Source organism: Flavobacterium sp. CFS9, from assembly GCF_041154745.1.
In the GTDB taxonomy this organism is placed as follows: Bacteria; Bacteroidota; Bacteroidia; order Flavobacteriales; family Flavobacteriaceae; genus Flavobacterium.
Genome location: NZ_AP031573.1, coordinates 2,301,274 through 2,315,844 on the forward strand (window position 1 = coordinate 2,301,274; position 14,571 = coordinate 2,315,844).

Below are 14,571 nucleotides of genomic sequence, written 5' to 3' on the forward strand. Positions count from 1 at the left end.
ATAAAACGCTAGTTGTATTGTTATTAACTAGATAATTGTATTTTCGCAAACTGAATATAAAATTAACGATAATAAAAATGGCAGTTTTAGCAAAAATTAGACAGCGTTCCGCTTTATTGATAGGAGTTATTGCACTTGCATTATTTGCATTTATAATACAAGATCTATTCACTAGAGGAACATTTGGTCAAAGTTCAAAAGATGTGGGAAGCATCGATGGAAAAGATATTTCATTTGAAGACTTTAGAGTTAAAGTTAGTAATGTTGAAAAAAGTGGTCAAGGAATTACTTCCACTGAAGCTGCAAACAGAGTTTGGGACCAAGAGGTTTCAATCGCATTATTATCAACACAGTTTGATAAATTAGGATTGAGAGTGGGTGAAAAACACTTACTTGAAGTTTTAAAGGCAGATCCGAATATTGGTAAAAACCCAATGTTCTTAAATGCTGCTGGTATTTTTGATGTAGCTAAATTTAAAGAATACTTTAAAACGAATCCGGAAGCAGCACAATTTATCTCTCAAAAAGAGAAAGATGCTGAGCTAAACGCTAAATTTCAAATCTACAATACATTAGTAAAGTCTGGACTTTACACTACTGTAAGCGAAGGAAAACTAAAATATGAAATGGAAGCTAACAAAGTAAACTTTGCTTACGCTGCTGCTTTGTATTCTTCAATTAAAGATAGTGAAGTAAAGATTTCTGATTCAGAGATTGTAGAATATATGAAGAAAAACGAGAAGAAATTCAAAGCGGATGCAACTCGTGAGATTCAATATGTTTTAGTAGAAGACAAAGCTTCAAAACAAGACGAAGCTGAAATTAAAGCTAAAATTACTGCATTATTAAACGGAAGAGTAGAGTACAATGCTAAAACGGGTAAGAACGATACTTTGCCAGGATTTAAAAATGCTACTAACATTGCTGAATTTGTAAACTCAAATTCTGATGTTCCTTACGATTCAACTTACGTACCTAAAAATGCTTTACCGGCTGTTGATGCTGATAAATTATTCAGCTTACCTGCAGGAGCAATTTACGGACCATACGTTTACGGAAGATACTATGCGATTTCTAAATCTTTAGGATTTAAAGCAGGAGTTAACGCAAAAGCAAGTCATATTTTAATTGGATACGAAGGTTCTCAGACTCCAAATACAAAAGAGAAAAGAACTAAAGAAGAAGCTAAAGCTAAAGCAGAAGAAATTTTGGCTCAGGTTCAGGCAAACCCTGATAGTTTCATGATGTTGGCTTTCACAAGTTCAGATGATTCTTCTGCACAACAAGGAGGAGATTTAGGATATTTTGGTCCAAACCAAATGGTGAAACCATTCAATGATTTTGTATTCAGCAACGGAATTGGAAAAGTTGGTTTAGTTGAAACTCCTTTTGGATTTCACGTGATCAAAATTACCGACAAACAAGACGGAATTCGTTTAGCTACTATTGCTCAAAAAATCGAGCCTTCTGAAGCTACTTCTGATAAAGTATTTACATTAGCAACTAAATTTGAAATGGATGCTGCTGATAAAGATTTCGCTGCTACAGCAAAAGAATTAGGTTTAAAAGTAGCTGCTCCGATAACTGCAAAAGCTATGGACGAAGCATTTGGTCCATTAGGAAACCAACGTAACATCATCAGATGGGCATTTGATAAAGAAACGAACACCGGAGATGTAAAACGTTTCGAATTGGCTAATATCGGTCACGTAATTGCACAATACAAAAGCGAAAACAAATCAGGTTTAGTATCTGTAACTTTGGCAAGACCTTATGTAGAGTCAATTTTGAAAAACAAGAAAAAAGCTGAGATCTTAAAAGCAAAAATGAAAGGTTCGTCACTTGAAGCTATTGCTAAAAGTGCAGGTGTTGCCGTTCAGCAAGCAACTAACGTAACTATGGACAGCCCGGTATTGCCAGGAGGTGTAGGACAAGAGCCAAAAGTAGTAGGTAATGCATTTGCATTGGCTGCAAACAAAATCTCTGCTCCAATTGAAGGTAATACAGGTGTATATGTAGTGAAAAACATCAGTACAGTAAAAGCTCCTGCAGCTGCTAATCATGCAGAATATGTGGCTAAAGTAAAAGCACAAAGCGCATCTGATGCAAGCAGAATTTTACCGGCATTGAAAGCTAACGCTAAAATTGAAGATAACAGATTGCAATTTAACTACTAGTTTTTAGTTAGTTAAGGTTTAAATATAAAAACCGAAACGTTCTTACAGAATGTTTCGGTTTTTTTTATTGTTATGTATTAAGTGCGATTAAAGGAGTTTTGTTGTGTGGTTTTTAGATTTTTTGTGAGGAATTTTGGTTAAAAGTTTGTGGTATTAAGAATATTACAGTTAATTTGTTGAAATTATATTTAAAAATTTAAACAAAATCGACTTAAGACTGATGAATAAATATTGTAGTAATCCAGCATTCCATCTTTATGTTTAAGCTGTTGAAAAGAAAGCCCAGAGCTTATTCTAAGATTGAAAATCATATTTTCGGAATAATAACAGAGCTTTTAAAATTGAGTAGTACCGAAATCAACGGGGATGAATTGGGTGGGAAGTATTATTTAAGTAATGAAGAACAGCATTTTAAAGTGACGGTATTGGGTAACGATTATGTAATCAGGTTAACCAATACTCGAGATTCTGTTGCTGAGAAGTACGATAAAGCTTTTGTGGAAGATGTTTTAAAAGCAATAAAAGAAGAAAAGCACCGCAGAATGGAAGAGGTTTATGATTCTATAACCAATAATATAGAAAAAATGGCCGAGCGGCTACACAACACGCTTAGAGAATCTAATGAACTGGAAAATCAAAAAGTCAGAAAACTGGAAACCAAAGATCGCGAAAGTAAAAAAGTAAATTAAAATCTCCTTTCTTTTGGTTTTAGGTCGGTTAAAATCTGATGACTTTATTTTTGTAGAATCATTTCTTCGTAACTCAGGATGGTTCCGTATCCTTTTGAAGTAAAATAAGATTTGGGATTTTCTTTAGAGATCACCATCACAAAATCTCCACCCCAGGCGCCAAGACTTTTTACGACTCCATTGAAATCTGGAAAAGCAATCTCTTTGATGGTTTCCATTTCCAGGATATCGCTCAAATGAACCTCGTGTTTTTCAAGAGCAAGAGCAAATTCCTTTGCTGTTTTAGCATTGATAAGGCTAGAAGTAATTTTGTTGTTTTCGGCTATGTTTTGCGCTAAATTCTGATTTTTATTGTTGTAATAGGCTTTTATAGCTGCTTTACTATTCTGTTTTTTATTGAGATACACAAAATGAATTTTATCTGTAAAATCAGGGTTAAAAGAGACTGATTTTACCGTATTATTTTCAATTTGATAAACAATTGGTGTGTCATTTTGGGCACAGGCTATGTCATAACCGCTGCCTCCAAAACTGTTTTTTAGTAAAGTAAAAGCATTGACTTTTGTCCATTGTGCAACATTGTTCAATAAAGTTGAAGAAGTACCTAATCCCCAGTTTTTAGGAAATGTAAGATGTGTGCTGATCTTGTAGCCGTCAGTATCTTTTAGAAAATCCGGGTTCAGAAGGTAAGCTTCATGAAGAATTTGAATCAAAGTCGTTTTTACAGTCTCGATTTCTGACTTTGGATTGTTGATGATCTCTGAAAAAGGAATCGAATCTTCAAACCATAACTGTCCATCAAAATCATAACTCTTCCAGTTGATTTCCTGGTTTGAGCCATTTTCAACCACCAGATTCTGACCGAATTTGGTAGGTAAGGCAAAAGCGTCAGCTCCGTCTAAAACAAGGTATTCTCCGGAAATAAGCAATTTCCCGTTACTGTAAAAAGTTGTTTTCATGCTTTGTTGTATATTGTTTGTTGCTTGTTGCTTGTTGTTTATTGTTTCGGGTTTTGAAAAGGCCCCCTTAATGATTCAAAAATCAGCGATCTTTAATGAAAAATGCTCAAGGTTCAAAATATAAAAAGGGACCCCTCGCATTTCACATTTGACATTTTACATCTGACATTTCGCAAAAAAAAGACTATTTCCTTAAACTCTCAATAAATTCAACCACAGCACTATGCGATACAGCATTTTTCTTAAAATGAGTTTTAATTAAATGACGTTCTTCTTCAGTTGCTTCAAATTGATTGATAATATTGTTCAGGTGCATCTTCATGTGTCCCTCCTGGATTCCGGTAGTAGTTAAGGAACGTAAGGCAGCAAAGTTTTGTGCGAGACCGGCAACTGCAACGATTTCCATTAATTCTTTTGCAGAAGGTTTTTCAAGAATATCAAAACATAGTTTTACCAGTGGATGTAAAGAAGTCAATCCGCCTACCGTTCCCAGCGCTAAAGGAATTTCAAGCCAGAACGTAAAAATGCCGTCTTCTATTTTAGCATGAGATAAACTTGAATATTGACCGTTTTTAGAAGCATAAGCGTGAACTCCGGCTTCTACTGCTCTGAAATCATTTCCGGTGGCCAGAATTACAGCGTCAATACCGTTCATGATTCCTTTGTTGTGAGTAACAGCTCTGAAAGGTTCAACTTCGGCAATCTGAACTGCCTGTACAAAACGCTCGGCAAACTCCTGTGGATTCGGAATGTGTTTTTCTGTTAAATCTTCGATAGGGCAGGAAACTTCGGCTCTAACAATACAATTTGGTACATAATTAGACAAAATGCTCATAATTACTTTAAGCGTTTCATCTTCCGAAAACAAATCAGAATTGTGGAATTCATCTTTTAAGGTTGTCGCAAATTGCTCCAGACACGAATTGATAAAATTCGCTCCCATACTGTCTTTGGTTTCAAAAGTAACATGAAGCTGAAAATAATTTTCCAAAAGACTTCTTTTGTCTTTTAGTTTTATGTCTAAAATTCCGCCGCCGCGTTGCTGCATGTTTTTAGTAATGCTTTGCGTATCGGAGAAGAATTTAGGTTTAATCTGATTGAAAAAGGACTGCAGTTTTTCAGCATCTCCACTGAAAGTAAAATGTACCTGTCCTATTTTTTCGGTAGCCATAACCGTTGCTTTAAAACCGCCTCTGGTCGACCAGTATTTTGCTGCTTTTGATGCTGCGGCTACCACCGAACTTTCCTCAATTGCCATCGGAATTGTGGTATATTTTCCGTTGATCAGGAAATTTGGCGCTACTCCAAGCGGGATATAGAGGTTTGTGATGGTGTTTTCGATGAATTCATCGTGCAATTGCTGCAGCTTTTCGTCTGTATTCCAGTAATTTCTTATAATAGAAAGGGCTTCTTCAGGGCTTGAAAAATAGGTATTGGCAATCCAGTTTATTTTTTCTTTTTTGGATAATTTCGAAAATCCGGCAACGGCGTTGTTCATTCTCAGTGTTTTAAATAATAAAGTTGCGGCAAAGATACTATTTTAAGACTTTTGTTTGCAATGTATTTGAAAATTGAAAACTACGCAATCGTTATTTTTTTTAACATTTAACAATTAAAATGGGTATTATGTTCATTTTTTTTATTAAAATTGGGCTCTTTTTTTATATTTAAAATAAATCTAATGAATACGGGGAAAATTACTGTAATACTTTTATTTTTAGTGGCCACTGTTTTCGGTCAGCAAAAAATTACTGTCGAGAATATTTATAGCGGAGCATTTCGGGCAAAAGGAATGGATGAACTGCAATCGTTAAAAAAAACAGACCAATATACGGTACTAAATGTAGATCAGGCCAGCCGCAGCATGCAGATAGATTTATACGATTTTGCAACACTAAAAAAAGTAGCCAATTTAATCGACACAAAGAATCATGCGGCTCTTGCTGAAGGAATTGACAGTTATACTTTTGATGCTTCAGAAAAAAAGATTTTAATTGCCTGTAATACCAAACAGATTTTCCGTCACTCGTTTACCGCAGATTATTTCTTATACGATATCACTACAAAAACGCTTACTAAATTATTTGATTTTCAGATTCAGGAGCCAACTTTTTCTCCGGACGGAACTAAAATCGCCTATGCAAAAGAGAATAACTTATATGTGTATGATCTGACTTCTAAAAAATCAACAGCTGTTACTACCGATGGAAAGAAAAATGCAGTGATCAATGGTATTACGGATTGGGTTTATGAAGAAGAATTCTCCTTTGTTAGAGCATTTGACTGGAGTAAAGACAGTAAAAAATTAGCTTACATCCGTTTTGATGAAAGTGCCGTTCCGGAATTCTCGATGTCAATCTTTCAAAAAGATTTGTATCCAACCATTGAAACGTTTAAATATCCTAAGGCAGGAGAAAAGAACTCTGTAGTGTCTTTACACATTTATGACGCAGTAAGTAATACAGGTAAAAAAGTGGATTTAGGAAACTACAATGACTTCTATATTGCAAGATTACAGTGGACAAATGATAGCAATGTATTATCAGCTCAGGTTTTAAACCGTCATCAGGATAATTTGGATTTATTGTTTGTAGATGGAACTACTGCTGCAGCAAAAGTGGTTTTGAATGAAAAAGACAAAGCTTATGTGGATGTTACCGACAATTTGACCTTCTTAAAAGATAATAGCTTTATCTGGACAAGTGAAAAAGACGGATTTAATCATATTTACTTATATGATAAAAACGGAAAACTTAAAAATCAGGTTACAAAAGGAAACTGGGAAGTAGTTTCTTACTACGGTTTCGACGAAAAGAATAAAACAATTTTCTATCAGTCTACAGAAAATGGTTCAATCAACAGAGATATTTATCGTATTGCTTTAGATGGAAAGAATAAAATTCGTCTGTCTAAAAATACAGGGACAAGTGCGGCAACTTTTAGTCCAAACTTTCAGTTCTTCATTAATACTTTCTCAAACAGTACACAGCCGACTACTTATACTTTAAATGAGGCGAAAACAGGAAAAGAAATTCAGGTTATCGAAAACAATCAGGCACTTTCTGCTAAATTAAAAGCTTACAATTTACCGACAAAAGAATTTTTTGTTTTAAAAACAGCTAAAGGCAATGAGCTTAATGCATGGATTTTGAAACCAAAAGACTTTGATCCTTCAAAAAAATATCCTGTTTTCATGTACCAGTATTCTGGTCCGGGCTCTCAGCAGGTAAATAACGATTGGAACAATTCAGACGATTATTGGTTTGCATCCTTAACACAGCAAGGGTATATTGTAGCTTGTGTGGATGGAAGAGGAACTGGTTTTAAAGGTGCTGATTTCAAAAAAGTAACTCAAAAAGAATTAGGAAAATACGAAGTAGAAGATCAGATTGATGCTGCAAAAGTAATCGGAGCATATCCTTATGTGGATGCTTCAAGAATTGGAATCTTCGGCTGGAGTTTTGGAGGATTTATGGCTTCAAATTGTATTTTCCAGGGGAATGATGTTTTCAAAATGGCGATTGCTGTTGCTCCGGTAACCAACTGGCGTTTTTATGATAGCGTTTATACCGAAAGATACATGCAGACTCCTCAGGAAAATGCGAGCGGATACGACCAGAACTCTCCAATTAACCACGTTGACAAACTAAAAGGGAAGTTTTTATTGATTCACGGATCAGCAGATGATAACGTACACGTGCAAAACTCCATGCAAATGATGGAAGCACTCATTCAGGCGAACAAACAATTTGATTCTCAGATCTATCCGGATAAAAATCACGGTATTTATGGAGGAAAGACCAGAATTCAGCTATACAACAAAATGACTAACTTCATCAAAGAAAATTTATAATTATAAAACAAAACTAAAACCTTAAACATAAATAAATAATAAAGAATATGGGAGAAACTCAGGTAAAATCAGCGCATCCAAAAGGACTTTGGGTATTATTTGGAACGGAGATGTGGGAGCGGTTCAACTTTTATGGAATGCGAGCTTTATTAACTTTATTTCTTGTAAACTCATTATTAATGAAAGAAGAAGAAGCTTCTTTGATTTATGGAGGTTTTCTTGGACTTTGTTATTTAACACCAATGTTAGGCGGTTTTGTTGCCGATCGTTTTTTAGGAAACAGAAACTGTATTTTATTAGGCGGATTATTAATGGCAATCGGACAGCTTCTGTTGTTTACCAGTGGTAGTATTTTTGAGGGTAACAGAGCATTTGCTACGATCATTATGTACACTGCATTAGGAGTTATTGTATTCGGTAACGGATTCTTCAAACCTAACATTTCAAGTATGGTAGGAAGTTTATATCCGAAACAGGAAAAAACAAAATTAGATAGTGCTTTTACTATTTTCTATATGGGAATCAATATCGGAGCTTTTTTAGGTCAGTCTATTTGCCCGTTATTAGGAGATGTTAAAGATGCCGGCGGAATTAGAGATATTCACGCGTTTAGATGGGGATTCCTTGCTGCCTCTGCCGCAATGTTTATTGGAACAATTCTTTTTTACTTTCTTAAAAATAAATATGTGGTTTCTCCTGAAGGAAAACCATTAGGAGGTTTGCCTTCTAAAAATGATGCTTCTGATTTCGAAGAAGGAGAAGCACAAAAAGCTAATTTCTCTGCTAAAGCGTTAACTGTAGCCGGAATCGCTTTTGTGGCTTTAGGATTCTTTTTCCATTATGTGGTAGGTCAGAACTTAATTTATACTTTGATTTATTCTAGTGGTCTGTCATTGGCCGGATTAATTATTTCGGATACTTCTTTGACAAAAGTAGAGAGAGATAGAATTATTGTAATTTACATCGTTTCTTTCTTTATTATTTTCTTCTGGGCAGCTTTCGAGCAGGCAGGTTCGTCATTAACTTTTATTGCAGACAATCAAACCGATAGAAACTTCTTCGGATGGCAAATGCCTCCGTCAATGGTTCAGATTTTTAACGGATTATTTGTAGTATTATTAGCAGTGCCGTTTAGTATTTTATGGGATACTTTGAGAGCTAAAGGTAAAGAGCCAATCTCACCGGTAAAATTAGCCGTTGGGTTAGTGGTAATTTCAGTTAGTTTCTTCATGATCGCTACTCAGGTTTCTTATATCGGAACATCAGGGTTGTTATTGGTAAAATGGCTTATTTTATTATATTTCTTAAATACATGTGCCGAATTATGTTTGTCTCCAATTGGTTTGTCATTGGTAGGTAAACTTTCTCCAAAACGTTTTGCTTCGTTATTGTACGGGGTATTCTTCTTGTCAAATGCTTCAGGTTATGCTTTAGGAGGAACTTTAGGTTCAATCTTGCCGGCAACCGGAGATAAATTTGCAAAAGCAAAAGAATTAGGAATTGACCTTCAGGCAGTTTTAGATAACAAAATTACACCAACAGCTGAACAATTGGCTTTGTTGGAAAAACATCAGATTAGCGCGCACAATCACTTCTTTGCCGGATTTGAAATTCATAACTTATACGAATTCTTCATGGTATTTGTTGTTTTGACCGGTATTGCTGCAATTATCTTATTTGCTTTGACTCCATTTCTGAAAAGAATGATGCATGGTGTTAGATAACATAAATCGTAATCATATATAAAAAATTACCTACAGGTTTAGGCTTGTAGGTAATTTTAATTTTAAAGACTTTATAGTTATGTGGAAAAAACACCCAAAAGCATTGTCATTCTTGTTTCTGTCTGAAATGTGGGAACGTTTTGGTTATTATTTAATGATCGGAATTTTTACTTTATATCTGAAAGATGTAAAGACCGGTTTTGCTATGACCGAGAAAGAGGCATCTGATTTATACGGAACTTTTATAGCATTAGTCTTTCTGACTCCGTTTATTGGCGGACTGATTGCCGATCGATATTTGGGATATAGAAAATCGATCGTTCTTGGCGGAATTTTAATGGGAGTCGGTTACTTCTTAATTGGAGTACACGATCTGACCATGCTTTATATCGCCATGACTTTGATCATTGTTGGGAATGGGTTCTTTAAACCCAATATTTCTACGTTACTCGGGAGTTTTTACTCTAAAGAAGAGTATAGAGATAAAAAAGATGAAGGCTATAATATTTTCTATATGGGAATTAATGTTGGAGGCTTTATCTGTAATTTCTTTGGAGCTGCTTTGCAAATCCTTTTAGGATGGCATTGGGCTTTTATGGCAGCGGGTGTCGGAATGTTTATAGGTGTTATTGTATTTTTGTTAGGTACGAAACATTATGTGGGATACGACCAGAAAAAAGGAGTACAGGAAGGAGATATGCCTTTTTATAAAATTATACTGTTTATTTTATTGCCTTCCTTTGTTTTTGGAGCAATTGGCTGGTTGATAAAAGGAGTCGCTTCAGATGCTAATGCAAACAGTTCTATATTTGGTTCCGACAGTACAGACGCTTTTATTTTTGCGTGTATTCCAATAGTTATCTTTTATGGTTCGCTTTATTTTAAAGCAAAAACAGAAGACAAGCGATCAATAGGGGCTTTGCTGGCTATTTTTGGAGTAGTGATTTTATTTTGGGCAGTTTTTAAGCTTAATGGCTCGGCACTTACTACCTGGGCAGACCGATATACTGACAGAGAAGTAACCGGAACTACCGGTAAGGTGATTGCTAAACTAAAACTGGCAAAAGAAGTAGAGTATAAAAAGGACACTACTGAACTGTACGACGATCAGTTTCGTTTACAAAAGGTAAATGGAGTGGTTAAAAAAGAAGTAAATTATCCTCTATATTTTAGAAATGTTGCTTCGGATAAATTGCCGGAAGAAGGTGCTAAGGTTCATCTTTGGGCTACAAATTTAAGTCAGTCTATTAACCCGGCCTGGGTTGTTATATTAACCCCTTTGGTTGTTGCCTTTTTCTCTTTTTTACGAATGCGTAAAAAAGAACCTTCAACACCTACAAAAATTGCTTTCGGTTTACTGATTTCGGCTCTGTCTGTTTTGGTCATGATAGCCGCTGTAAAAATGGGAGATAACGGAACAGAGAAAGTCAGTGCGTGGTGGTTAGTGGCAAATTATGGTATCATAACCATTGGAGAATTGTTTTTGAGTCCTATGGGCTTATCGGTAGTTTCTAAGTTAAGCCCCGTTAATATCACTTCCTTAATGATGGGAGGCTGGTTCCTGTCTACTTTTATAGGAAATAAATTAAGTGGAGTTTTAGCCAGTATGTGGGATAGCTACGACAATAAAGTCAACTTTTTTTGGGTAAATTTTGCACTGCTGATGTTTGCAACAGTGTTGATGTTTGTTTTATTAAAGCAGCTTAATAAAGTGATGAAAGAAAGAGGAATTAATTAATTATTTATAAATAAATGGAGCAAAAAGTCACTTTAGAAGAAATTCAAAATTTTAAGGGCAATTATCCGAAACAATTATGGTATTTGTTTTTTGTCGAAATGTGGGAGCGCTTTTGCTTTTACGGAATGCGTGGGGTTTTGGTTATTTTTATGGTAGATCAGCTTTTCTTGAAAGAAGATCATGCCAGCGAGCAATATGGTGCTATTCAGGCTTTTGTATATGCCTTTACTTTTATTGGAGGTATTTTTGCCGATAAAGTATTAGGGTTTAAGAAATCCTTGTTTTTTGGAGGAATCGTTATGATTCTTGGGAATCTTTTAATTGCAGTTTCTCCTCATGATTTCTTTTATTACGGGATTGCTTTTTCTATTATCGGGACAGGTTTTTTTAAGCCCAATGTTTCTTCGATGGTCGGAGAATTGTATCATGAAGATGATGGCCGAAGAGATGCGGGTTACGGGATGTTTTATGCCGGTATAAATGTTGGCGGACTTTTTGGCGGAGCCTTATGTGTTTACCTTGGGAAATATTATTCATGGCAATTGTGCTTTTTGTCGGCTGCCGTTGTAATGTTTTTAGGGTTGCTAACATTCTTATTTACAAAAAAATATTTAGGACCAATTGGCGATTCTCCTCTTTTACACCTGGATGCAGGTAAAAGAAAAATCCGTGAAATAATGGTATACGTAGTGTCCATATTAAGTTTGCCATTCATTTTTGTAATGGTAAAAAATACAGATTATACCGATTACTTCATGTATACAATTGGTATAGCTGCAGTACTGTATTTTGTTTATGAGCTGATAAAGCTGGGAGATGTAAAAATGCAGAAAAAGCTATTTGCAGCCTTTTTGTTTGTATTTTTCTATTTGTTGTTTAATTCCATTTATGAGCAAAGTGGAGGCTCATTGTCTCTTTTTGCAAAAGACAATCTGAGTAATCAGCTGTTATTCTTTACTATAGATCCAAACGTAGTAAACAATAGTTCCAATACCTTTTTTGTGGTAGTTTTAAGTCCGCTAATTGGTTTGTTGTGGATTTGGCTTGGAAAACGTAAAATAGAGCCTAACACCCTGATTAAATTTGGAATTGGATTTTTATTTCTGGGAGCTTCCTTTTATATCTTTTATTTGACCAAGTTTTTTGCAACCGTAGAAGGTATAGCGTCTCTGAATGTCTTTACTCTCGCTTACCTGATAACCACTATCGGAGAGCTTTGTTTAGGGCCAATCGGAATGTCAATCATTACCAAATTATCTCCAAAAAGATTATTCGGAATGATGATGGGATTGTGGTTCCTGGCCAGTGCATTCGGGCAGTTATTTGCAGGAAAGTTAGGTGCTGAAATTTCAAGATCAAATACAGGTGATACTTTGCTCTCTAAACTGCAGTCTTATACCGAAGGATATTATCAGTTGGCCATTTACTCTGTTGTTGCAGGAGTTATATTAATCGCAATTTCACCAATTATAAAAAAATTAATGCAAGAAGTAAAATAGACGACATTTTGCGATTCTTTTTTTGTTTAAATTTGTGTGTAAAATAGAAGGATATGAAAAAAATATTTTTAATAACGCTTTTTTTAGCGGGAGCATTTGTAACGCAGGCACAAGAGTTAAAATGGTATACGGATGTTAAAGAAGCGATCACGGTTAGTAATAAAGAGAAAAAACCTTTATTAATGTTTTTTACCGGAAGTGACTGGTGTGGTTGGTGTATTCGTTTGCAGAATGAAGTTTTAAAAACGGCTGAATTCAAAAAATGGGCGACCGACAATGTAGTGTTAGTAGAACTTGATTATCCAAGAAGAACACCTCAGACACCGGAGCTTAAAAACCAAAATAATGAATTGCAGCAAGCATTTGGAATTCAGGGATTCCCGACTATTTATTTCACAAATGCTGAGGCAAAAGACGGAAAAGTGAATTTTAAAGGATTGGGTCAGACAGGATATGTTGCTGGTGGTCCAACGGCTTGGCTAACAGTTGCTGAAGGAATTGTGCATCCTAAAAAATCATAGAACAAACATTAAATTACAATTATAGTTTAAAAAACTCCTTGCCTTCTGGTAAGGAGTTTTTTTTGTTTCGTAAGAAAAAGCAATAGCTAAATTTTACACTTATTGTTTATTTTGTAATTTAATTTGGTTAAAAAAATACATAATACATTTTTTGTATTAATAAAAATTGGAAAATTAAAATATTATGTTAATTTCGTCTTAATATTCTAACCAAAAACCAATTTAATATGACCAAAAAAATACTTATCCTGCTGTTTTTTTTAGGTTCAATTTTTATGCAGGCGCAGAATTTAGTTTGGAAAACAAACATGACCGATGCTATTGCGCTTAGTAATGAACAGAAAAAACCAATGCTAATTTTATTCACTGCCTCAGGTGTACCGGAAAATCTTCAGAATGAAATTTTTAAAACCCCTGATTTTGCCGTTTGGTCCCGTGACAACGTTATTCTTGTAAAACTTGATTTGTCTGACAGCACAGCTGACGAGAGTGATAAAGAACAAAAACTGAGATTGAAAAGTGCTTTTGGAGTTGAGGACTTGCCTGAAGTTTGTTTTGCAAGCGCTTCAATTAGAAAAAATAAAACCACATTTAGCGCCTTGGGAAAAATTGCGTATAAACCGGGTGGTGCCAAAGCCTGGATTGCGGAGTCAAATGCAATTTTGCATTCAGGTGAGTAGTAAGATTTAAATTAAGTTACTTAGTTTAATTTGTAGATTCCCTTTTTGCCCTCGGGTGAGAAGGGATTTTTTCTTTTGAACGGTTTACCCGGATAATCAGTGGTTTTGTCATTTAAAAGGATATATTTTTTTATTTTCTTAAAAATTCAAGACTTTATTAGTGAATTTGGGTTTTTGTTGGTTTTTTAACTCATTTTATTTGATTTTCACTTGTTTGGTGAAGATATTATGTTAATTTAGTCGCATTAACCTACTTAAAAAAACAATTTAGTATGAACCGAAAACTACTTATTTTATTACTTTTTTTAGGTTCGTTTGGCCTGCATTCGCAAAATTTGATTTGGAAGACAGATATGAATGATGCCATAATGGCGAGTGATTCACAAAAACGGCCCTTATTAATTTTTTTCACTGCTGCCGGAGTTTCGCAGAGAATCCAGAGTGAAATTTTTGTTACACCTGATTTTGCAGTATGGTCACGTGATAATGTCATTTTGGTAAAACTGGATATGTCAGACCCGGAAGCTTCTGACATGGTAAAAGAGCAAAATGTCAAGTTAAAAAATGCCTTAGGGATTCAGGAACTTCCACAAGTGTGTCTTTTAATGGCTTCCGTTCGAAAAGGTAAAACCACTTTTAATAATTTAGGATTGGTTCCTTACAAGCAAGGAGGTGCGAAAGCCTGGATTGCAGATGCAAATTTAATTTTGAATCCGTAAGCCTTGTAAAAT

The 14,571-nt window shown here is 35.0% G+C and carries 11 protein-coding genes; 9 read left to right on the plus strand and 2 right to left on the minus strand.

Going from position 1 to position 14,571, the window contains the following annotated elements:
- Positions 1–77: 77 nt before the first annotated feature.
- Both ACAM30_RS10110 and ACAM30_RS10115 read left to right on the plus strand, forming a co-directional pair.
- Positions 78–2,177, plus strand: coding sequence for a peptidylprolyl isomerase (locus ACAM30_RS10110; protein WP_369618379.1), 2,100 nt, complete (start codon positions 78–80; stop codon positions 2,175–2,177).
- 341 nt (positions 2,178–2,518) lie between these two features.
- Positions 2,519–2,866 (plus strand): hypothetical protein, encoded by a 348-nt coding sequence (locus ACAM30_RS10115; protein WP_369618380.1) that lies wholly within the window; start codon positions 2,519–2,521, stop codon positions 2,864–2,866.
- A 44-nt stretch (positions 2,867–2,910) separates the two neighbouring features.
- Here ACAM30_RS10115 and ACAM30_RS10120 read toward each other — a convergent pair whose 3' ends face one another.
- On the minus strand, positions 2,911–3,825 hold the full coding sequence (locus ACAM30_RS10120; protein WP_369618381.1) for a GYDIA family GHMP kinase: 915 nt from the start codon (positions 3,823–3,825) through the stop codon (positions 2,911–2,913).
- Positions 3,826–4,009: 184 nt separating this feature from the next.
- On the minus strand, positions 4,010–5,323 hold the full coding sequence (locus ACAM30_RS10125) for a hydroxymethylglutaryl-CoA reductase, degradative (RefSeq protein ID WP_369618382.1): 1,314 nt from the start codon (positions 5,321–5,323) through the stop codon (positions 4,010–4,012).
- Positions 5,324–5,506: 183 nt separating this feature from the next.
- On the opposite strand from ACAM30_RS10125, the gene ACAM30_RS10130 reads away from it, so the two are divergent.
- From ACAM30_RS10130 to ACAM30_RS10160, 7 genes are all read left to right on the plus strand, one after another.
- Positions 5,507–7,678: a S9 family peptidase gene (locus tag ACAM30_RS10130; protein WP_369618383.1), complete on the plus strand. Its 2,172-nt coding sequence runs from the start codon at positions 5,507–5,509 to the stop codon at positions 7,676–7,678.
- A gap of 47 nt (positions 7,679–7,725) precedes the next feature.
- A complete protein-coding gene (locus ACAM30_RS10135) occupies positions 7,726–9,402 on the plus strand; it encodes a peptide MFS transporter (RefSeq protein ID WP_369618384.1) in 1,677 nt (558 codons plus the stop codon).
- Between the two features lie 79 nt (positions 9,403–9,481).
- Positions 9,482–11,140, plus strand: a complete 1,659-nt coding sequence (locus tag ACAM30_RS10140; protein WP_369618385.1) for a peptide MFS transporter — start codon at positions 9,482–9,484, stop codon at positions 11,138–11,140.
- 14 nt (positions 11,141–11,154) lie between these two features.
- Complete coding sequence (locus tag ACAM30_RS10145; protein WP_369618386.1) at positions 11,155–12,639, plus strand: peptide MFS transporter; 1,485 nt, start codon at positions 11,155–11,157, stop codon at positions 12,637–12,639.
- A 53-nt stretch (positions 12,640–12,692) separates the two neighbouring features.
- Positions 12,693–13,160: a thioredoxin family protein gene (locus ACAM30_RS10150; RefSeq protein ID WP_369618387.1), complete on the plus strand. Its 468-nt coding sequence runs from the start codon at positions 12,693–12,695 to the stop codon at positions 13,158–13,160.
- A 227-nt stretch (positions 13,161–13,387) separates the two neighbouring features.
- Positions 13,388–13,840, plus strand: coding sequence for a thioredoxin family protein (locus ACAM30_RS10155; RefSeq protein ID WP_369618388.1), 453 nt, complete (start codon positions 13,388–13,390; stop codon positions 13,838–13,840).
- Positions 13,841–14,112: 272 nt separating this feature from the next.
- The gene (locus ACAM30_RS10160; protein ID WP_369618389.1) at positions 14,113–14,559 is read left to right on the plus strand and encodes a thioredoxin family protein; all 447 of its coding nucleotides are present in this window, start codon (positions 14,113–14,115) and stop codon (positions 14,557–14,559) included.
- Positions 14,560–14,571 lie beyond the last annotated feature (12 nt).